23 protein-coding genes and 4 tRNA genes are annotated in these 18019 nt (G+C 64.5%); 19 read left to right on the top strand and 8 right to left on the bottom strand.

Annotated features, from left to right (window positions below; genetic code table 11):
* Positions 1-44: 44 nt before the first annotated feature.
* Positions 45-119, bottom strand: a tRNA-Val gene (locus ACAG24_RS26630).
* A gap of 270 nt (positions 120-389) precedes the next feature.
* Between ACAG24_RS26630 and ACAG24_RS26625 the strand changes: the two genes are divergently transcribed.
* From ACAG24_RS26625 to ACAG24_RS26605, 5 genes are all read left to right on the top strand, one after another.
* A tRNA-Gly gene (locus ACAG24_RS26625) sits at positions 390-462 on the top strand.
* 27 nt (positions 463-489) lie between these two features.
* A tRNA-Cys gene (locus ACAG24_RS26620) sits at positions 490-563 on the top strand.
* Between the two features lie 11 nt (positions 564-574).
* A tRNA-Val gene (locus ACAG24_RS26615) sits at positions 575-649 on the top strand.
* A 388-nt stretch (positions 650-1037) separates the two neighbouring features.
* Positions 1038-1310: a hypothetical protein gene (locus ACAG24_RS26610; protein ID WP_370475401.1), complete on the top strand. Its 273-nt coding sequence runs from the start codon at positions 1038-1040 to the stop codon at positions 1308-1310.
* Positions 1311-2356: 1046 nt separating this feature from the next.
* Complete coding sequence (locus tag ACAG24_RS26605) at positions 2357-2794, top strand: hypothetical protein (RefSeq protein WP_370475400.1); 438 nt, start codon at positions 2357-2359, stop codon at positions 2792-2794.
* Between the two features lie 26 nt (positions 2795-2820).
* Here ACAG24_RS26605 and ACAG24_RS26600 read toward each other — a convergent pair whose 3' ends face one another.
* Positions 2821-2982: a hypothetical protein gene (locus ACAG24_RS26600; RefSeq protein WP_370475399.1), complete on the bottom strand. Its 162-nt coding sequence runs from the start codon at positions 2980-2982 to the stop codon at positions 2821-2823.
* Positions 2983-4305: 1323 nt separating this feature from the next.
* On the opposite strand from ACAG24_RS26600, the gene ACAG24_RS26595 reads away from it, so the two are divergent.
* Positions 4306-5109, top strand: a complete 804-nt coding sequence (locus ACAG24_RS26595) for a trypsin-like peptidase domain-containing protein (protein WP_370475398.1) — start codon at positions 4306-4308, stop codon at positions 5107-5109.
* A 71-nt stretch (positions 5110-5180) separates the two neighbouring features.
* Here the strand turns inward: ACAG24_RS26595 and ACAG24_RS26590 are convergent, their stop codons facing one another.
* The 4 genes from ACAG24_RS26590 to ACAG24_RS26575 all read right to left on the bottom strand — a co-directional run bounded on the left by ACAG24_RS26590 (position 5181) and on the right by ACAG24_RS26575 (position 7340).
* Positions 5181-5663, bottom strand: coding sequence for a hypothetical protein (locus ACAG24_RS26590; RefSeq protein WP_370475397.1), 483 nt, complete (start codon positions 5661-5663; stop codon positions 5181-5183).
* The gene (locus ACAG24_RS26585) at positions 5660-6127 is read right to left on the bottom strand and encodes a hypothetical protein (RefSeq protein ID WP_370475396.1); all 468 of its coding nucleotides are present in this window, start codon (positions 6125-6127) and stop codon (positions 5660-5662) included. Before ACAG24_RS26585 ends, ACAG24_RS26590 begins: the two co-directional genes overlap by 4 nt.
* Before the next feature lie 7 nt (positions 6128-6134).
* Complete coding sequence (locus ACAG24_RS26580; RefSeq protein ID WP_370475395.1) at positions 6135-6527, bottom strand: hypothetical protein; 393 nt, start codon at positions 6525-6527, stop codon at positions 6135-6137.
* Positions 6528-7124: 597 nt separating this feature from the next.
* Positions 7125-7340: a ribosome modulation factor gene (locus ACAG24_RS26575; protein WP_370475394.1), complete on the bottom strand. Its 216-nt coding sequence runs from the start codon at positions 7338-7340 to the stop codon at positions 7125-7127.
* Positions 7341-7631: 291 nt separating this feature from the next.
* On the opposite strand from ACAG24_RS26575, the gene ACAG24_RS26570 reads away from it, so the two are divergent.
* From ACAG24_RS26570 to ACAG24_RS26560, 3 genes are all read left to right on the top strand, one after another.
* Complete coding sequence (locus ACAG24_RS26570; RefSeq protein ID WP_370475423.1) at positions 7632-7925, top strand: hypothetical protein; 294 nt, start codon at positions 7632-7634, stop codon at positions 7923-7925.
* Positions 7926-8055: 130 nt separating this feature from the next.
* Positions 8056-8256 carry a three-helix bundle dimerization domain-containing protein gene (locus ACAG24_RS26565; protein ID WP_370475393.1) on the top strand — a complete coding sequence of 67 codons (201 nt, stop codon included), beginning with the start codon at positions 8056-8058 and terminating at the stop codon, positions 8254-8256.
* A 284-nt stretch (positions 8257-8540) separates the two neighbouring features.
* Positions 8541-8963, top strand: coding sequence for a hypothetical protein (locus ACAG24_RS26560; RefSeq protein ID WP_370475391.1), 423 nt, complete (start codon positions 8541-8543; stop codon positions 8961-8963).
* Between the two features lie 5 nt (positions 8964-8968).
* Here the strand turns inward: ACAG24_RS26560 and ACAG24_RS26555 are convergent, their stop codons facing one another.
* Entirely contained in the window at positions 8969-9298 is a 330-nt protein-coding gene (locus ACAG24_RS26555; RefSeq protein WP_370475390.1) for a helix-turn-helix domain-containing protein, read from the bottom strand.
* A gap of 100 nt (positions 9299-9398) precedes the next feature.
* On the opposite strand from ACAG24_RS26555, the gene ACAG24_RS26550 reads away from it, so the two are divergent.
* The 7 genes from ACAG24_RS26550 to ACAG24_RS26520 are packed head-to-tail and all read left to right on the top strand — an operon-like array spanning position 9399 to position 13287.
* On the top strand, positions 9399-9896 hold the full coding sequence (locus tag ACAG24_RS26550) for an SRPBCC family protein (RefSeq protein WP_370475389.1): 498 nt from the start codon (positions 9399-9401) through the stop codon (positions 9894-9896).
* Positions 9897-9927: 31 nt separating this feature from the next.
* Positions 9928-10650 (top strand): Clp protease N-terminal domain-containing protein, encoded by a 723-nt coding sequence (locus tag ACAG24_RS26545; protein WP_370475388.1) that lies wholly within the window; start codon positions 9928-9930, stop codon positions 10648-10650.
* A 35-nt stretch (positions 10651-10685) separates the two neighbouring features.
* Positions 10686-11165 carry an RNA polymerase sigma factor gene (locus ACAG24_RS26540; RefSeq protein ID WP_370475387.1) on the top strand — a complete coding sequence of 160 codons (480 nt, stop codon included), beginning with the start codon at positions 10686-10688 and terminating at the stop codon, positions 11163-11165.
* Positions 11165-11761, top strand: a complete 597-nt coding sequence (locus ACAG24_RS26535; protein WP_370475422.1) for a methylated-DNA--[protein]-cysteine S-methyltransferase — start codon at positions 11165-11167, stop codon at positions 11759-11761. Before ACAG24_RS26540 ends, ACAG24_RS26535 begins: the two co-directional genes overlap by 1 nt.
* A gap of 36 nt (positions 11762-11797) precedes the next feature.
* The gene (locus ACAG24_RS26530) at positions 11798-12223 is read left to right on the top strand and encodes a PPOX class F420-dependent oxidoreductase (protein ID WP_370475386.1); all 426 of its coding nucleotides are present in this window, start codon (positions 11798-11800) and stop codon (positions 12221-12223) included.
* A 48-nt stretch (positions 12224-12271) separates the two neighbouring features.
* On the top strand, positions 12272-12766 hold the full coding sequence (locus ACAG24_RS26525) for a hypothetical protein (RefSeq protein ID WP_370475385.1): 495 nt from the start codon (positions 12272-12274) through the stop codon (positions 12764-12766).
* Complete coding sequence (locus tag ACAG24_RS26520; protein WP_370475384.1) at positions 12751-13287, top strand: GNAT family N-acetyltransferase; 537 nt, start codon at positions 12751-12753, stop codon at positions 13285-13287. The genes ACAG24_RS26525 and ACAG24_RS26520 overlap by 16 nt, the downstream gene beginning before the upstream one ends.
* Here ACAG24_RS26520 and zapE read toward each other — a convergent pair.
* Complete coding sequence (gene zapE, locus ACAG24_RS26515) at positions 13263-14312, bottom strand: cell division protein ZapE (RefSeq protein WP_370475383.1); 1050 nt, start codon at positions 14310-14312, stop codon at positions 13263-13265. The two genes, ACAG24_RS26520 and zapE, sit on opposite strands and share 25 nt — an antisense overlap.
* Positions 14313-14346: 34 nt before the next feature.
* Between zapE and ACAG24_RS26510 the strand changes: the two genes are divergently transcribed.
* The 3 genes from ACAG24_RS26510 to aftC are packed head-to-tail and all read left to right on the top strand — an operon-like array spanning position 14347 to position 18017.
* Positions 14347-15144: a pyrimidine reductase family protein gene (locus ACAG24_RS26510; protein WP_370475382.1), complete on the top strand. Its 798-nt coding sequence runs from the start codon at positions 14347-14349 to the stop codon at positions 15142-15144.
* Positions 15145-15168: 24 nt separating this feature from the next.
* On the top strand, positions 15169-16716 hold the full coding sequence (locus ACAG24_RS26505; RefSeq protein ID WP_370475381.1) for an alpha/beta fold hydrolase: 1548 nt from the start codon (positions 15169-15171) through the stop codon (positions 16714-16716).
* A 35-nt stretch (positions 16717-16751) separates the two neighbouring features.
* Positions 16752-18017: an arabinofuranan 3-O-arabinosyltransferase gene (aftC, locus tag ACAG24_RS26500; protein ID WP_370475380.1), complete on the top strand. Its 1266-nt coding sequence runs from the start codon at positions 16752-16754 to the stop codon at positions 18015-18017.
* Positions 18018-18019 lie beyond the last annotated feature (2 nt).

The following is an 18019-nucleotide window of genomic DNA, read 5'->3' as shown; positions in this document are numbered from 1 at the left end:
GCCGTAAGAGGGGGCCGATTTGACCACTGACCTGCGATTGCTTGTGGTGGTCCCGGCTGGGTTCGAACCAGCGACCTTCCGCGTGTGAGGCGGACGCTCTCCCACTGAGCTACGAGACCGGGATATTCGACGAATCGAACGAGGCAGAAGATTAACACGCGGCGGCGTGCTGCCGAGAATCCGGAGGCCGACCCGCTCAGGATCCTCCGGCAACATCGGCCGAGTCGGCTGACCACAGTCGCTGCCGGAATGGCCGTCCTTCGCCTTCCCCATCGCCCTCGTCAGCCGTTTCGAGCAGCGGCACGCCAGGCGAGCAAGTGATTTGTGTCTGCCCAACTGCGTGGACTATCGTTCTGCTTCGCGACGGGCGACGATCTCGCCCGTGGCGCGCGGATGTAGCGCAGTTGGTAGCGCATCACCTTGCCAAGGTGAGGGTCGCGGGTTCGAATCCCGTCATCCGCTCGAGGATGCAGTGGCATCAACCCCAGCGGTGGAGTGGCCGAGTGGTGAGGCAACGGCCTGCAAAGCCGTGCACACGGGTTCGATTCCCGTCTCCACCTCCAAGGATGTACCCGCGCGATTAGCTCAGCGGGAGAGCGCTTCCCTGACACGGAAGAGGTCACTGGTTCAATCCCAGTATCGCGCACCAATACCGCCACAGCTCAGACCCGGTAAACCCGGGCAAGAACATTCCAAATGGGCCAGATATGGGCTAAGACAGTGCAGAGCTACCGGCTACACGGAAGGTAGCTCGCCTCATTCGCCCACCACACGGTCCACGAGGTCCAGCACCCCGCCTCGCGTGTCCAGCGTCGAGCGCGGGGATTCTGCTTTCCGCCCAGATGACGGGTCCGCGGATTCCCGAACTCAGATTTTCACTTGAGGGTGACGACGCGTCACGCTCAAAATTGAAGGCGGCTGCCCTGCCAGGGAACCGCCCTCGATGACCTTCACCCTCTGCCAGGGGTTTCAGTATCAGTCACAGGGAAAGTGCCTCCGTGAGAAATCAACGCACAGTTCACCCATTAGAAGTCCCCATGCCAGCCGGAGCCACCCCGGTCAGCGATTGGGAGAAGTGCAATTCAGATCCAATCCTGTGGCGCCTGATTGAAGGCCCCCGGCGCACCATCACCGATAGCAATATCGACGTGCGCGTCTTCACGACGCATCTCGCCGACGGCACCTTCGACAACGGCGACGTGCTCGGCGAAGGCCCGGACATCCACATCGCCGGGTATGTGACCAACTCGGACCAGGCCCGCGAACGCGCTGCGGCGCTCCTGGAAGCCGCCGCTGAGGCCGATGCGTAGGTGACTCGGTGAGCAAGCCGACTCGCGCCCTCTCGTGGTGCACGAACGATCGACGCAACCGCCGAGAACACACCTGGACCGGCGGAGTCGACGGCACAGACGTGTGCGACCGTCCTCGACGGCGCGCCTTCGTATGGACGTCCCTCCAGGACGGTCACGACAAACCCATCCTCGTGGGCGTAGAAAGCGCCGAAGAGGACATTGGCGGCGAGGCGTGGCTCAGCGTTGCGGCTGCGGAAGACCTTCGTGATGCACTGTCTATCGCCATACGGAACGCCTGAGAGGGGGCCGGAGCTGATGCGTTTACCCCACGTGCGCCGGGTTGAACGTTGACCCGGGTCAAGGGTCGCGTTTGAAACGCGACACTCTGCTCCCCTTCGGCCCGTCACCTCATCGGAGGGAGGCGGCGGCCGAACCCTTAGCGCTTCGGTGACGACGTGGTTTGACCCGCTCAGGATGCAGCTGAGTACACGAAACAGTCACTCCGCATGATTCGTGGAGGGCGGTTCCGAACGGTGACCTCCCCGCGTACCCGGTCGGCAAGGCGGGCCGTCCTACAGGCTCACCGCAGTCGACGTCGATAGGTGGATGATGTCGCGTGCTTACGAGCCGCTGATCGTTGAGCCTTCGGCGACTAGTCCGGGTAAGGCTGGACAGTCGTAGAGGCCCGGTGTTGTGGGCGACGCGTGACACAGCGAATGTCGACGGCGCCTCGGCCACCGGTCGCTGCAGCGTGATGGCGCCCTGGATGTCTTCCTGGGTCATCTGCCACCGTTCGGCCCGCTCTGAACCCGGAGAATCGCGTGGTTGAGCCGCCGCGGAGGTGGCGGTGAAGCCACTCCAGGTCAGAACGGGCTGCGGAGCCGCGCAGAAGCAAGGCGGCTTCCTCGTCGGAGAAGGTTCGGATGGTCGCCCGGTCATTGTTTAGTGTGCTGACGGTAAAGGGACATCTCAGATGCACGTCCAAGGAGCACAATTTGCTAGCTGCAGCCACCGAAGCCGCTCCGGCCACAGGCGCCGCTACCACGATCGCAATCATTAGCCTCGTGACAGCTCTGTTCGGCACGTTGGCTGTACCAATTATTCAAGGCATATTGACGTCGAAACGTGAAGCGCGGGTGCGCGTCGAAGAGCGTCGGCACGCTGCCTACTTGGATGCGATGACCTTCGCGCAAATCGTCGAGGAAACGGTCGACGACCTGGTCGAAGATCCGGTATACCGATCGAATCGCAAGCTGCCTGAGGCACCGGATCGTCTCCTCGTGCGTGCTCGCCTCGAGTTAGTTGCACCAGTAGGCGTGACCAGAGCATTCGACGCCCTCACCCGCGCCTGGGATGCGTTTCGCTTCAATCTGAATGAAGCAGGTCCAATCGAGGTAATCGGCGATGAACCTACATGGCAGGTCAGTGATGACGCCGAAGACGTTAAGCGACTGCGCCAGGCCCTTACCACGCTCAAACTTGAGCTGAAGACAGCACGATGACGTAAACGGAACGCCTCGCAGGGGGGCTAGTTGGCGGGCAGGTTGTGCATGAACTGTCCACAGTTCGGGCAGACCAGCGTCAGTCGGTCCGGCTTGGCCTGGCGCCCCCCGAACGTCTGGCCGAACGATTGATGATCGTGGATTTCAGCCTCGGCGCCACAACCCTTCGGGCAAGTCATCGTCTCCATCTACCAATAGTGCGCCGCGTAGCCAGGATCGAGGTTGGATCAAGCCAACGGGATGGGAACCGTCTGGGGGAGAATGACTGTTTGGTTGACCGCGAAGCCGCCGTGGAGTGCGCGACGGTTTCTGCGTGGACGATCCGCCACGCCGTGAAAGACGGTGACCTGCCGTCGTATGCGGTGGGTAAGGGTGGCCCGCCGTAGCGTCTGACCGCTGGGGATGTGGACGCGTGGATGAGAAGCAATCCGCACGAACCATGGCAGTACCCACGGCGACTGGACTAGCTCGATAGTCCCGTCCATCGGCGGCCCCCAAGTGCACGCCGCTCAGCTTGCCGGGCTGCGGGTCCGGCCGGTCAACTCACGCCCATCTCCTTGGCTTCGATGCAGTAGTTGACTTAAGCCTCCTGGTCGTCACCCTTGAGGTTCAGGTACGCGGCTTCCCGTTCGCATGCATCTTGGTAGGGACTCTCAGATGCCCCGGCGATGGCGGTGATGACGAGTATCACTGCCGTAATTGAGCCGATGATTATTGCGGTTCGCTTGTTGCCGGTGGCGTTGTTCCAAAACGCACGCCAACCTTCGTAAAGTCCTCCGCCCGTAGTTGGCAATGCCGCAAAAAGGTTGTCCCGGCGCCGATGTCGGCGGCCGTTTGGCTCCGCTCTCGCGCCTTTCGCGTCGGCCGTGCCACTCCGCTGCGTCCCAATACACCTCTCTTGATTCGTCGTTTGGGTCCGGATACCAGCCGACTCGATTTGGTGCCACTTCAAACCCCCGTGCTGTTCCCGTCGCCACGCTTGGCGCTTTGGCAACGATTCCATCCGAGACAAACACCGACAAGACCGTTACGGTTCGCCCTTGTGGTTCGGTGGGCGACAAAGGCGGAAGCAGCGGTGCACGTCCGCATCTCAGAGCTGATCGCCGAAGCTATCCGCGATGGAGATCTTCCGGCGTATCGGGTCGGAAAAGGTGCCCGCGACTATCACCTGGACCACGAAGAGGTTGACGCGTGGCTCAAGGCACGCGCCTGGGAGCCACAATGTTCCCTACCATGTACCCATTGGCGGAGGCCGCCCGGATGCTGCAAGTGTTTAAACTATCTGCGGTCGAAGCTGCGGGACGGCACGTTCGCGTGGGTAAAGATTGCAGGCCGCTGGCGAATGACCGAAGAGCAAATTCTGGCCGCCATCGAGACGTGCGGCACCGCCGTTCGCCCACCGGCGCCCATTCCGCCATCAGGGCTGTCTCGACGGTCCCGCGCCTTCCGTCGGCAAGGACGCGGTGAATGACAACCAAACCGTGCGGCCGCAATGAAAGACGAGGACCCCTGTGAGCCCACTGCTCGTTCAAAACCTCGTCGGTCGAATACACCTCTATTCCGCAGCAGCGATCACCGCCCAGTTCTACAACAGAAGCTCAGGCGCAACGCTGAAACCGCGGTACGGCACAACCTTTCACTTCGTCGGCCAAACGCGCAGCTACTTCGTGACCAACCGACACATACTTGACTACAACTATCGAACGACCAAGCCCCTACTGTCATCCGCCCTCGAATCCGTAAGCATTAGGGGGTTCACCCAGCCCGAGGACGCCGGGAGAGACACCCAGCCGTGGACTTACTCCCACGCGGATCCGAGCATCACCTTCCCCGATGACGACGACATTGACCTCGCTCTCATCAGCATTCCCCTCTCATCAAAGGAAGCGTCCGTCGCACCCGTCGGAGGCGGCGCAATCCCACACAGTTTCGCGGGGCGATGGCTAGCAAAGACACACGAAGTAAACTCGCTTCTTCCTGGCGACCAAGTATTCATTGCGGGCTATCCCGGTCTAGAGGGCGAGATAAGTGAACGACCCCTGATAGTGAGTGGGATCGTTTCGAGCGACCCACGCTATCCAGCAACCTTCGCGGGTAGCAGGATTTCGCGGAGTTCCGTGCTGTGCCACTCGTTTAGTTGGGGAGGAATGTCGGGTGCACCCGTATTCGGCTTCTCCAAGGAAATCGGCCGTACAGCGATAGTCGGCGTCAATGCCGGCCATATCGCAAGCAACGACGTCAGCGGCGGCGTTATCTCACACTTTGTTCGGTCAGATGCCTTGGTCGCTCTGCTCGCTACAGCTGACGGTTCGTGAAGCACGCCCGTTAGATTGTCGGTGTCGACCGCTACCTTCACCCTCTATGAGTGATACTGCCCGGACGGCAATCACTGCGGCGGCGTATGCAACTCCTCCAGGTTGTCTTCCAGTTTGGGATAGGGCTGCATCATCACTCCGGGTATGCCCTGAACTCGACCGGACAACAAGTACAGCTCAGATCTGACAAACGGATAAAGATCATCCGAGACGCGCTGAGCAAAAATCTTCAGCTCATCCACTGACGCCCCGGCAAGTGTCGAATCATCGACCTCGGCCTTCGCGCCCGCTTCCTGCGCCGCCTCCTGTTCCTCGGACATATAAAGTCCGAGCACCGAAACTCGCGCAAAGTACGCGTCCCGCTCTGCTTGAGCGTGCATCGTGGCCAGCACCGTGCCGCCGATCCAAGGAGCGAACGCGATCCCGCCGCTTCTATCGGTCGCCAGCCACTCGGGTCGCTCGACAGAGAAGGCCGGGTGGCGCAGTTGGAAAAGCAGTTGGCTGGGATCGACATGCCGCAGCGTTAAGGCGTCAAGCTTCGTAATCTCGGTCATGCCATCAACTTCTGAGTTGCGAGGCTGCGCACGCCCGCTCCGTCGTCTGATGTCTCATCGCCGGTCCAGCCAGCTGGGAAGACCAACTGGTCCTGAAAAGGACTCTTGCCGCTGAAGAAGTTCGCAGCCGAGATGAACCAGATTGCCGGTTGAAATCCTTCGTGCAGGGAGAGGCGGCGCGTCGCGCTATCGCGTTCACCGGCGCGATAGCTGAGGAAAACGTTGGGCGAGACCCTGAATTGCACATTAAATTCGCGGACCGGGGCGCTGTCCTCCCAATTCATCTCAAGGTAGGCGAATCCGTCCTCAATTCGTCGGACTGTCCCCGTGAACTCCATGTCCTCTGCCGAGTCAATGGCCAGCACCTCATCGCCGACAAGCAATTCTTCCGACGCGCGCCGCAGATTTGCGCGGACGAGCCCGCCTTGCAGGCCGCGGCTAAAATCTACGTTTACCGATTTCATCGATCGCTCACCTCGGCTTCCTCTTGGGCGTTGGGTTCGGGATAGGTTCATCAAAGCACCGGATGAACTTCTCTAGTTCTGATTCTTCCACTGGCTCCGTGAACGTGAGGCTGTGGTGCGTGGCCGCCTGGTCATTCGACACGTCCAGCGCGATATCAAATCCTGAGTTTTGGAGTCTTCCAGCGGTAGAGACTTGGATCTTGTTGTGCGGTATCTCACTCACGCGGCAAAGCTCCTGCAGCGACATCCCGTCCTCCTCCCCTGTCTTGCTGATATCAGCGAACAAAGAGATGCACGCCCCATCCCCGTCCTCGATAGCTTCTTGAACCTTTCCAAGAAGAGTCGCCACGTCACGCACGCTGCCGGCACGAACGACCGTCGCCGCCGGGTGAAGTGCCATACAGGGAATCTACTAAGAAGCAACCGCCTGCTTGTCCGCTTAGCGGCGCTATGGGCAAGACTCCTTGAAGGAGCTCAAGCCACAGGTGGCCAGTGGTGTCGCCGCGGACCGTGCACCCATTTGGGGTGGCCCAGTAGCGCAGCATCGCTGCCAGATCGGTGGCGCTGGCGTGGGCTTGCGCTTCCGAGCGCGGCGTTTAGCGTCCCGCCCGACGTCTGCGGGGAAAGCCGTCATGATGTCGCGCCAATCCATCGGGACGGCACTGTCGATCGCACCAGACTGCTGGAAGTACGTCGCGAGTTCGGGGAGGGTGCGGTCAGTCAGGAGGCGAGTCCGAACAGGTTGGGGCAGGACTCTCAGTCGATGATTTCAGCGATCATTACCTTGTTCCGGTCAATTGGGTTTGTCACTTCGGCACAGGCCTTAAGCTTCGCCGCAGCCGTGGGATATTCGCGTCACGGGCAGCTCTGAACGCGTCCTGGGTGAACCGCCAGGGCGTTGAAGTTGATGCTGTAGTCGATGACATCGCGAAATGTATCGGGTCGCCCACAGCGCGCCACTCTCTCACCGGTCCGAAACGTTCCCCACGCGTAGCGATCAGTTCAAATACGATGCGGCGTCCGCTCGCGCGGCCAGATACCGCTGCATCGCCGGCCCGGTCTCGACTCGGACCCGCAGCATCCGCCTGTACCCGCGCATCCACAGCTTCGGCAGCACCAGCGATTCGCCCTCGGCGTAAGGGGTGGGATCGCCAGGTTCAGCGAGCGACCCGCAGTAGAGCGCGTACATGTACTCAGCGCGCTTCGACGTCACCCGTCAAGCTTGCAGCCCCGTCGACCCGGTCCGTCGGACCCACGCCGACGGCGAGGACCACGAGTCGACCGCCGTCCGGCACATCGCCCGCAGCATCCGGCACGTTCCCCCGTCCACAGATTCGCCAGGCCCAACGACCCCCCTGTCCAACACCGCTCCGCCACAGCCATTCTCGGATCACGCCCGCCCACATGACCCGACCCGTCCGGGCGCGTCGACAGCCGCGTCGCGAAGGACCGCGAAGCACCCCTGGAGCTCGCTCCTATTCGAACATATGATCGATGGATGGCGATGCAGGAGATCGGGCACGGCGGCCAGCCCCTCCGCACCGTCTTCCGCCGCGTCCACCCGCCCCGCGTCGTGCTCGTCGACCTCGTCGCCCTGTTTCCGCGCGAACCTCACTGCGACGGCAAGTACCACCCGAAGGGTTTGCAGATGGACTCCATCGTCGAGGGCCGGCTCGCCTGTTGGGGCTTGAGCGAACAGGGACGGTGGTGGGGACTGGTGACGTACCGGGTGAAGCACGGAATCGAGAAGGATCCGGTGACGCACTGGGTTCCGGCGTCCGTGCTCAAGCTGAAGTGAGCGCACGTCGAGCGTGAACACAATGGTCATTTGACGTCTGTCACACGTTCACCGAGTTGTCGCTGGATCGCGGTCAGGCGGTGCTAGTTCGGCATTGACGGGGACACTCGATTGCAGCACGCTGAGCTCCGTGATCGCGTTGAGTGAACAGCAGATCATCGACCAGCTCGCGGAGCGCCTGGCCGATGCACATGACAAGGTCGAGCCGGCTCAGGTCGCGCGCGTCGTCCACGAGCAATACGCCCGCTTCGAGGGCCGCCCCATCCGAGACTTCGTTCCGCTTTTCGTCGAACGGCGCGCCACTGCCGAACTGGTCAAGCTGAGCCTCTGACGCGCGCCACCCGCGCCCGCACGGACCGCTCCTTCGCCGAATCGTTGCCGCTTTCGCAGCACAGACCTAAGTCGCTATTAGGTCATTCTCAGGTTCGGCCCATAACTTCGGTGGTGTTCGGTTGAAAGACCGACCTCCAGACGAACCCGATACGCTCGGCCCGCCACCAACCCCCCCGGGTGGCGGGCCGAGATCGTTGTGGGGCCTGAAAGCTTCCGGCACCCCCGTCGAACCAGCTAATGTCGCAAGACGCCGGTACGGTTTCGACGACGCAGGGGTGGACGATGATTCGCAAGATGCTCGCGGCGACCGCAGTTGCTGCAGCCGCACTGTGTTCGGCTCCCCCCGCCGCCGCAGACCCGGGCCCGATCTACTGGGACGATTCCGGCCGCTACGACACCGACGTGCCGGGAATGAACTACGACGCGCACCTGACCGGCCCCTGCACGAACATGGACCGCTTCACCTACGGCCGTGGCCCCGGCGGCGAGGCATTGCAGTGCCGGTGGATTCCCAACCAATGGCCGCCGGTTTACACAGGCTTTTGGCAGACCAGCTACGAACTGTTCGGGGTTCGCGAGATCGGCAGTCGCTGCCCGAAGCCGCAATCGGCGGCACAGGCCCCCGACGGTCGCCCGCTCGTGTGCATGGGTGACCAGGGCTGGCAGGCCGGCAAGTTCAACGGGGTCGGCTTCACGCCGATGTGACAGCGCTAGGAGCTGCGCAGCGTGCGACTCGGTTCGGTGCCGAACACCTCTTTGTAGGCGCTGCTGAACCGGCCGGGATGGCTGAAGCCACAGCGTCCCGCGATGGATGTCACGGTGTCGAACGCCGGGTCGGCTGACAAGAGCTCTCGGTGGGCTCGCTCCAAGCGGATCCGCCGGAGGTATTCCAACGGCGTGGTGTCGAGGTGCTCGCGGAACGAATACTGAATTGCCCGCGGCGTGACATCGGATGCCGCGGCTATATCGCGGATGGTGATGTCGTATTGGGCGTTCTCATGGATGAAGTCCAACGCCCGGCGCAGCATCCGTGGCTGCATCGTGGTTCTTTCATTGCCCCGCATCGTCTGCTGGTTTCCCAGAACCGCAGCAGGATGAAACCCTTCAGTGACTCAGACCACTGCATGGCACCATCGGTGCATGACAGAACGCATCGAGGTGCCTCGAACAATTTCCGCGTCAGCTGCCGACATCTTTGCTGTGCTGTGCGACCCGCAGGGCCATGTTGCCATCGACGCCACCGGGATGTTGCAGGACGCCGACGGTGAACCCGCCGCCGCGGTCGGCGATTCCTTCGTGGTCCACATGGACCGCGAAGCGCTCAATGACTACCCGGAACTCGGCCGCTACGACGTCACCGTCCAGATCACAGAGTTCGAGCAGGACACGCTGATCGCCTGGACGATCCTGGGGCAGATCCGGCCCCAGATCGGGCATGTCTACGGCTACCGTCTCGAACCCGCCGAGACCGGCACCCTCGTCACGTCGTTCTACGACTGGTCCGGCATCGATCAGCACTGGCGTGACGCCGACATCTTTCCCGTCGTCTCGGAACTGGCTCTGCGCGCGACGCTGGGCATCCTCGACCGAACTGTCCGGCGCGGATACCCCCGCGGGCCATCGTCAACCAGAGGTTGACGAATACTTGTCGTCAACCTACGGTTGACGCATGAACGATTCGGCCAAGATCAGTCACCCCGTCCGCCTCGACGACCTCATCGAGGTCATCAAACGCGTTCACGACGAACCACTGGAACAGCTGACGGATGCGGTGTTGGCTGCCGAAGCCCTCGGCGAGGTGGCCGACCACCTCATCGGCCACTTCGTCGACCAGGCACGCCGCTCGGGAGCGTCCTGGACCGAGATCGGTAAGTGCATGGGTGTCACAAAGCAGGCGGCGCAGAAGCGGTTCGTCCCGAAAACGCCTACCGATGCGGCCGCGCTGGATCCCAGCGCGGGGTTCAGCCGCTTCACCGAACGCGCCCGCAACGTCGTCGTCCAGGCGCAAAACAAGGCTCACGAAGCCGGGAACGCCGAGATCCTGCCCGCCCACCTGATCCTCGGCCTCTTCCACGACCCGACCGGGCTTGCGGCGCGACTGGTTGCCGACCAGGGCATCGATGTCACCGCCGTCGGCGATCGCGTCACGCTGCCGCCCCGCGGCGACCGCGTGCCGGCGCTGATCCCGTTCGACAGTCGCGCCAAGAAGGCGTTGGAGCTGACGTTCCGGCAGGCACTTCGATTGGGGCACAACTACGTTGGCACCGAGCACATCCTGCTTGCCCTCTTCGAGGAAGAGGACGACGACGGCGTGCTGCACGGCCTCGGCATCGACTTCGAGCGTTTCGAGCGTGAGCTGGTGACGGCGCTGGAGGCTCTGACCAAGAAGTGATCTCACGTCCGGGCCCGTCTGAGCGTCTTCATGATGTGGAGGTGCGTCCGTTCGAAGAGGTAGTGGCCCGCCACGGCGCCACGGTGCTGCGGGTATGCCACGCAGTCGTCGGTCCCGTGGAGGCAGAGGACGCATGGTCTGAGACCTTCCTGTCGGCGTTGAAGGCCTATCCCGAGCTGTCCGAGGACGCCAACGTCGAAGCATGGCTGGTGACGATCGCACACCGAAAGGCGCTCGACGCCGGCCGGGCGCGATCACGGCGGGCAGTGCCGACGGACTCACTGCCCGAGCGCCCCGACGCGCGCGCCGACCCGCAGGCACGCGATCCCGACCTGTGGACGGCGCTGCAGCGGCTGCCTGACAAACAACGCCATGCGGTGGCCTATCACCACATCGCCGGCCTGCCTTTCGTCGAGATCGCCGTCATCCTCGGCAACTCCCCCGACGCCGCCCGCCGGGCCGCCGCTGACGGCATCAAGACCCTCCGCACGCACTACCGCAAGGACGAAACATGATGATCGACATCGCATTTCAGGCACCCGTCCCCGACGAGGGCGATACGCTGCGGCGTCTGCACGACCAGCTGGTGGTATCCGCCGATCAGTCCGGACTTCTCGACGTCGCCTACCGCACCATCGACAGCCCCGTCGGGACGCTGCTCCTGGCGGCTACGCCGGCTGGTCTCGTCCGAGTCGCCTTCGACATCGAGGACCACGACGCCGTGCTCCACCGGCTCGCGAAGGCCCTCAGCCCGCGCATCCTGCACGCACCTTCGAAGCTGGATAGCGTCGCCCACCAGATCGACGACTACTTCGCCAAGCGCCGCAGGAGTTTTGACGTCGCCGTCGACCTCAGCCTCGCTGCGGGATTCCGGCGCAGCGTTGTGGAGCACCTGCGCGACATCGAGTACGGCCGGCGCGAAAGCTACGCCCAGGTCGCCGCCGCGGTCGGCAGCCCGCGTGCGGTGCGCGCCGTCGGAACCGCGTGCGCTCACAATCCGCTGCCCGTGGTGGTCCCGTGTCACCGCGTCGTGCGCTCCGACGGGACGGCCGGCCAGTACATCGGCGGACCGCTCGCCAAGGCTGCCCTGCTGGAGTTGGAGGCGGGGTGAGGGAATGAATCAGTGTCCGCCGCGGTAGAACCTGCCATGAGACTCAACGACGCCGCCCGCGAACTCATCGGCAAGGGCGCCGACGCCACCCTCGTCACCGTGAACCCCGACGGCAGCCCGCAAGTCACCCTCGTGTGGGTCGCGCTGCAGTCGACCCCCGACGGCGACGAACTGGTGACGGCACACCTGTCGGAACACAAAAAGGTGCGCAACGTGCGCCGCGACCCGCGCGTGGGTGTCACGATCATCTCGCCCGACGGCCCCGGCGAGGTGATGCGGCCGTACCTCGCGATTAACGGCACCGCCCGAATCGTCGAAGGCGGTGCACCCGAAATACTCGCCGAGCTCGCGCAGACCTTGGCCGCGCCGGGCATCGAGTTCCCGCCTGCGGATGCGCCGGGCGGGTTCGTAACCCGTATCCGGATCGATAAGGTCGGCGGCGTCGGTCCCTGGCAGCCCTGACACCCAAGACCATCCAGCGGCGCTGCGCGGTGTGCGATCATGCCAAGCATGCGTCGCTGGCTGGTACTTCTGACCGCAACCCTGGCAACACTGGCTGGTGTCACCGCGGCTCCGGCCTCGGCTGCCGAGATCCCCATCGGTCGACTCGGAGAGACGTTGCGGGTCGAGTTCGAAGGCCTGATCGCCGATGTGTCGGTCAACAACATCGTGCCCACCGCCCCGCCTCCTGGCTTCGGCTATCCCCCGCGCGCTCCGCGCTATCAGGTGTTCCGCGCCGACGTGACGATCACCCCGGTCAAGGTGCCGACGCCCTATGCGATGGCGATCACGTTCCAGTTCCGTGGCGTGACACCCACCGCTGATGCCTACGAACCGCGCAACAGCGACGCCCCTGACGCGTTGCAGCGCATGATGCAGACCGCGGTCCCCGGCCAGACGTTCACCGGCGGCGTCTGGTGGGACTGCTACCGCGACCTCGTCTCCAACGTCGTCCTGCTCGACAAGATCACCGGACTCCGCCTGGCACAGTGGAACGTGGCCTGAGAGTCGTCCGGGCCGAACCGTCCCACGTAAGCGAACTCGCCGACGTCGCAGCGCGCACCTTCCCGCTCGCGTGTCCGCCGTCGGTCGGGCCCGACGACGTCGCAGCCTTCGTCGCCGAGAACCTGTCGCGGCCGCGGTTCGACGCCTACCTCGCCGACCCACACCGCGCCGTCCTCGTCGCCGTCGATGACGGTCGAATCCTGGGCTACGCAATGATGATTCGCGGCGTTCCCGATGACCCCGACGTGTCCCAGGCCGTCGTGGCGCGTCCGGCGCTGGAGCTGTCGAAGATGTATGTCGTGCCCGAATCGCACGGCGGCGGCGTCTCCGCGGCGCTGATGACCGCGGCGCTGGAGCACGCGACGACGCTTCCGGTGGCGTCGGTCTGGCTCGGCGTCAATCAGCGCAACGCCCGTGCCCAGCGCTTCTATGCCAAGTACGGATTCACCGTGACAGGCACCAAGACCTTCCGCCTCGGCGAGCACTACGAGCAGGACTACGTGATGGTGCGGCCGGTCTGACCGGCTGCCGTCAGAGCCAGCAGCCGCGACGTGGCGCGTAGATATTTCTTGCGGAAGCCACCAGCGAGCATCTCCTCGCTGAACACGGTGTCGAGCTTCGCGCCGGAGGCCACCACCGGAATGCCGGCGTCGTAAAGCCGGTCGGTCAGCGACACCAGCCGCAGCGCCACGTTCTGATCGTCGAGTGGATGCACGCCGGTGATGAAGACGTGCGTGACCCCCTCGATCAACGTCAGATATCGCGACGGGTGCATCGTCGCCAGATGCGCGCACAACGCGTCGAACTCGTCGAGCGTCGCACCGCTGACCTCCGCCGCCCGCGCGGTGACCTCGTCATCGCTCGGTGGCGTCGGGGCCGGCGGCAGATCACGCTGCCGGTAATCCGGACCCTCGATGCGCACCGTCGTGAACATCGCAGCGAGCGTGTTGATCTCGCGCAGGAAGTCCTGCGCGGCAAACCGGCCCTCCCCCAGCTGCTCGGGAAGCGTGTTCGACGTCGCCGCCACCGACACCCCGCGCTCCACGAGCGCCGACAGCAGCCGCGAGATCAGCGTGGTGTTGCCGGGGTCGTCGAGCTCGAACTCATCGATGCAGAGCAGCACATAGTCCGACAGCAGCTCGATGCACTCGACGAAACCGAACACCCCGGCCAGCTGCGTGAGTTCGCCGAACGTCGCGAACGCGCGCTTGTATTGCGGGGCCGCGCCGACGGCGTAGTACGACGAGGCCAGCAGGTGCGTCTTGCCGACCCCGAACCCGCCGTCGAGGTAAACCCCGACACCGGGCAGCACTTCGCGCTTGCCGAACAACTTCTTCTTGCCCGACCGGCGCGCCACCGCCTGCTCGGCGAATCTCCGGCATGTCTCCACCGCCGCCGACTGGGAGGGCTCCGAGGGGTCCGGCCGATAGGAATCGAAGCTGACATCGGCGAATGTGGGCGGCGGGATCAGCTGAGCGATCAGTCGTTCCGGTGTGACGCTGGGATGCCGATCGACCAGATGTTCGACATCGCTGGACCCTTGCATGCAGGCACCATAGCGGCGTGCTGTGATTTGACGTATGTCCGGCGACGATGACGGGACGCACTTCACATTCCTGGGGCGAGCCGGGGAGCTCACGGCGCCCGAGCTCGCGCAGCGCTACCGCTACCCCGACGGTCTGCAGTCATGCTGGGTGCGCGCCAACATGATCACGTCGGTGGACGGCGGCGCGACCAGCGACGGCAAGTCCGGCGACCTCGGGAGCGCCGGGGACCGCGCCGTCTTCGCCGCGTTGCGCGAACTCGCCGACGTGGTCGTCGTCGGCGCGTCGACGGCGCAGGTTGAGGACTATTCCGGCGTGCAGTTCGGTGCCGCCGAACGGCTCGCCCGACAGCACCGCGGCCAGGCCGAAATCCCGCCGATCGCCGTGCTGAGCCGGTCAGGCCGGATCGACAGGGACGCCAAATTGTTCCACCGCACCGAGGTGACACCACTGATCCTGACGTCCGCGGCCGCCGTCGACGACACCCGGCAACGTCTGGGCACGCTCGCCGAAGTACTCGATGCGTCCGGCCCAGAACCGGACTCGGTCGATCTGTCCACCGCGCTCAGCCTCCTCGCCGACCGTGGATTCCTGCGGGTACTCACCGAGGGCGGACCCGGCATCCTCGGGCTGTTCACCGATGCCGATCTGCTCGACGAGCTGTGCGTGACCGTCGCTCCGCTGTTGCTCGGCGGCAAGCCCGCCCGCATCGTCACCGGGCCCGGCGAAGTGCGCAGCAACCTGCGACTGCAGCACGCCCTGACCGACGACGAGGGCTATCTGTACCTGCGCTATGTCCGTGAACGCGCGGCGCGCGGGGACGAAGCGTTCTGATCGCCAGTCAGTACTGTGGTGCCCATGCGTCGAGTGGTCCTGGCTGTCGTGCTGTCGCTGGTGCTGGCGGCCTGCTCACCGGGCCTGGCCGCCAACCCGCGATACGCCACCGACTCCGGGGCCGGCCCCCAGGGCGCTCCGGAGACCAGCGACCAGCCCGCCGGTCCGCCCGCCGTCGAGGTCCCCAAGAACGATCTGTCCTGGCGTGATTGCACGGGCCGGATGTTCGCATCGGCCTCGCTCCAGCCGCTTCCCGGCGTGAAGCTCGACTGCGCCAGCTACGACGCCGACCTCGACCCGATCAACGGCGCCTCAGGGACCGTCAGCATCGGCGTGGTCCGTGCGACCTCGGCCCAGACACCCGCCGACGCCGGGCCCCTGGTCATGACGACCGGATCGGATCTGCCGTCCTCGGTTCAGCTTCCGGTGTGGCTGTCGCGCGCAGGAGCCGACGTTCTCAAGCAGAACCCCGTCGTCTCGGTCGACCGCCGAGGCATCGGCATGTCCGGCGAGCTGGACTGCCGTGACCTGTTCGACCGTCAGGAGATGTTCGAGCAGGCCCAGTTCCAGTCCGGCGACGACCCCGTCGCCAACCTCGGCGCGATCACGATGACGGCGACGACGAGCTGCACCGACACCATCGCCCCCGGCGACTCGGCCTACGACAACGCTCACGCGGCCGAGGACATCGAACGCCTTCGCACCACCTGGGACGTGCCCGCACTCGCCCTGCTCGGCGTCGGTAACGGCGCGCAGGTCGCGCTCGCCTACGCGGGATCGCACCCGAACAAGGTGGCCCGCCTGGTGCTCGACTCCCCACTGCCGCTCGGCATCTCCGCGGAAGCCGCCACAGAACAACGCGTCAAGGGTGAGCAGGCCGCACTCGATGCATGGGCCACCCAGTGCCTCGCCACCAACTGCCCCCTCGGGCCCGACCCCAAGGCTGCCGTCGACTCGTTGCTCGCCGACGCCCGCGCCGGCCGCGGACCCGGCGGCGCCTCGGTGGCCGCCGTCGCCGATGCCCTGTCGACGGCGCTGGGCTTTCCGCGCGGGGGCCGTGTCGACGCGGGCAACGAGCTGGCGCTGGCCATCGCCGACGCCCGCTCCGGCAACACCAACCGGCTCAACAACCTCATCAACCAGGCCGAGACGCTGCGCCAGACCGACGGACAGTTCGTCAACACGTGCAGTGACGCGCTCAACCGGCCCACCCCCGACAGGGTCAGAGAGCTCGTGGTCGCCTGGGGGAAGATGTATCCGCAGTTCGGCACCGTCGGTGCACTAGACATGGTCAAGTGCCTCAACTGGCCCAGCGGCAGCGCCCCGAAGGAGCCCAGCGAGCTCACGATCCCGACCCTGCTGCTCGGCGTCGCCAACAATCCGATCGTCGGCAACGAGGGCGTGGCCGCCGTCGCCGCCACCGCCATCAACGCGGGCTCGTCCAACCGGCGGGTGATGTGGCAGGGCATCGGGCACGGTGCCAGCATCTATTCGTCCTGCGCGCTTCCCCCGGTCATCGAGTACCTCAAGTCCGGCGAGCTGCCGTCGACCGACACGTACTGCCCGGCCTGACGGCATTCTGGGAACGCTGAGGTACCGTGCGGGGCGTGCGTGATCTTGTGCTGACCGCGTTCCGGCCCCGCACGGCCCCGCCGAGCACCGCGTCAGTGCTGCGGTCGATCCTGTGGCCGCTGGCCATCATGGCGGTGATCCATCGCAGCTACGTGCTCGTCTTCAACCGCTACATCACCGACGACTTCGCGCCCGTCTACCGCGCCGTCATCAACTTCAAGTTCGGCTGGGACATCTACAACGAGCACTTCAACCACGTCGACCCGCACTACCTCTACCCGCCGGGCGGCACGCTGATCATCGCGCCGTTCGGCTACCTGCCCGAGGTTGCGTCGCGGAACTGGTTCATCTTCTTCAACGCCGTCGCGATCATCCTCGCCGGCTATTTCCTGTTGCGGCTCTTCAACTTCACGCTGTCTTCGGTGGCCGCGCCCGCACTTCTGCTGGCGATGTTCTGCACCGAAAGCGTCACCAACACTTTGGTGTTCGGCAACATCAACGGTGTCATCCTGCTGCTGGAGGTGCTGTTCTTCCGCTGGCTGCTCGACGGTAATCGCAGTCACGAATGGTGGGCCGGTGTGGCCATCGGGCTGACTTTGGTGGTCAAGCCGCTGATCGCACCGTTGCTGCTGCTGCCGCTGCTCAACCGGCAGTGGCGGGCCCTGGTGACAGCGTTCGTCGTTCCGGTGATCTTCAATGCCGTCGCGTGGCCGTTGATCAGCGACCCGATGAGCTTCGTCACCCGCACGGTCCCCTACATCTTCTCGACCCGTGACTACTTCAACAGCTCCATCCTCGGCAACGGCCTCTACTACGGCCTGCCGATGTGGCTGATCATGACACTGCGCATCCTGTTCGTCGTCCTCGGCGTGATCGCTCTGTGGCTGCTGTACCGCTACTACCGGACCCGCGACCCGTTCTTCTGGATGCTGACGTCCTCCGGGGTGGTGCTCACGACGTCGTGGCTCGCGCTGTCGCTGGGACAGGGCTACTACTCCATCGTGTTGTTCCCGTTCCTGATGACGGTGGTACTGCCGAACTCGGTGATCCGCAACTGGGTCGCGTGGCTGGCCGCGTACGGGTTCCTGACCATGGACAAGTGGCTGCTGTGGCAGCTGCCGTCCACCGGGCGGGCGTTCGAGTACCTCAAGATCACCTACGGCTGGTCCCTGATGGTCGTCGTGATCTTCTGCGTCCTGGTCTTCCGCTACCTCGACGCCAGGAACGACGGCCGCCTCGACGACGGCATCGATCCCCCATGGATGAAAGAGCTCACGCCCGCGGGCCGGCCGGCCGAGTAACC

It is taken from the genome of Mycobacterium bulgaricum (assembly GCF_041287165.2).
In the GTDB taxonomy this organism is placed as follows: domain Bacteria; phylum Actinomycetota; class Actinomycetes; order Mycobacteriales; family Mycobacteriaceae; genus Mycobacterium; species Mycobacterium bulgaricum.
The sequence above is the reverse complement of the archived record's forward strand: the minus strand, read 5'-3'. Positions and strand labels throughout refer to the sequence as shown.

What these genes read in the sequence shown, in the direction of transcription:
- ACAG24_RS26600 (WP_370475399.1), bottom strand. Translation starts at nt 2,982, where the DNA reads ATGGAGACGATGACTTGCCCGAAGGGTTGTGGCGCCGAGGCTGAAATC.
- ACAG24_RS26580 (WP_370475395.1), bottom strand. Translation starts at nt 6,527, where the DNA reads ATGGCACTTCACCCGGCGGCGACGGTCGTTCGTGCCGGCAGCGTGCGT.
- ACAG24_RS26590 (WP_370475397.1), bottom strand. Translation starts at nt 5,663, where the DNA reads ATGACCGAGATTACGAAGCTTGACGCCTTAACGCTGCGGCATGTCGAT.
- ACAG24_RS26560 (WP_370475391.1), top strand. Translation starts at nt 8,541, where the DNA reads ATGATTCGCAAGATGCTCGCGGCGACCGCAGTTGCTGCAGCCGCACTG.
- ACAG24_RS26510 (WP_370475382.1), top strand. Translation starts at nt 14,347, where the DNA reads ATGTCCGGCGACGATGACGGGACGCACTTCACATTCCTGGGGCGAGCC.
- ACAG24_RS26525 (WP_370475385.1), top strand. Translation starts at nt 12,272, where the DNA reads ATGCGTCGCTGGCTGGTACTTCTGACCGCAACCCTGGCAACACTGGCT.
- ACAG24_RS26610 (WP_370475401.1), top strand. Translation starts at nt 1,038, where the DNA reads ATGCCAGCCGGAGCCACCCCGGTCAGCGATTGGGAGAAGTGCAATTCA.
- ACAG24_RS26545 (WP_370475388.1), top strand. Translation starts at nt 9,928, where the DNA reads ATGAACGATTCGGCCAAGATCAGTCACCCCGTCCGCCTCGACGACCTC.
- ACAG24_RS26550 (WP_370475389.1), top strand. Translation starts at nt 9,399, where the DNA reads ATGACAGAACGCATCGAGGTGCCTCGAACAATTTCCGCGTCAGCTGCC.
- ACAG24_RS26555 (WP_370475390.1), bottom strand. Translation starts at nt 9,298, where the DNA reads ATGCAGCCACGGATGCTGCGCCGGGCGTTGGACTTCATCCATGAGAAC.
- ACAG24_RS26585 (WP_370475396.1), bottom strand. Translation starts at nt 6,127, where the DNA reads ATGAAATCGGTAAACGTAGATTTTAGCCGCGGCCTGCAAGGCGGGCTC.
- ACAG24_RS26505 (WP_370475381.1), top strand. Translation starts at nt 15,169, where the DNA reads ATGCGTCGAGTGGTCCTGGCTGTCGTGCTGTCGCTGGTGCTGGCGGCC.
- zapE (WP_370475383.1), bottom strand. Translation starts at nt 14,312, where the DNA reads ATGCAAGGGTCCAGCGATGTCGAACATCTGGTCGATCGGCATCCCAGC.
- ACAG24_RS26535 (WP_370475422.1), top strand. Translation starts at nt 11,165, where the DNA reads ATGATCGACATCGCATTTCAGGCACCCGTCCCCGACGAGGGCGATACG.
- ACAG24_RS26570 (WP_370475423.1), top strand. Translation starts at nt 7,632, where the DNA reads ATGCAGGAGATCGGGCACGGCGGCCAGCCCCTCCGCACCGTCTTCCGC.
- ACAG24_RS26530 (WP_370475386.1), top strand. Translation starts at nt 11,798, where the DNA reads ATGAGACTCAACGACGCCGCCCGCGAACTCATCGGCAAGGGCGCCGAC.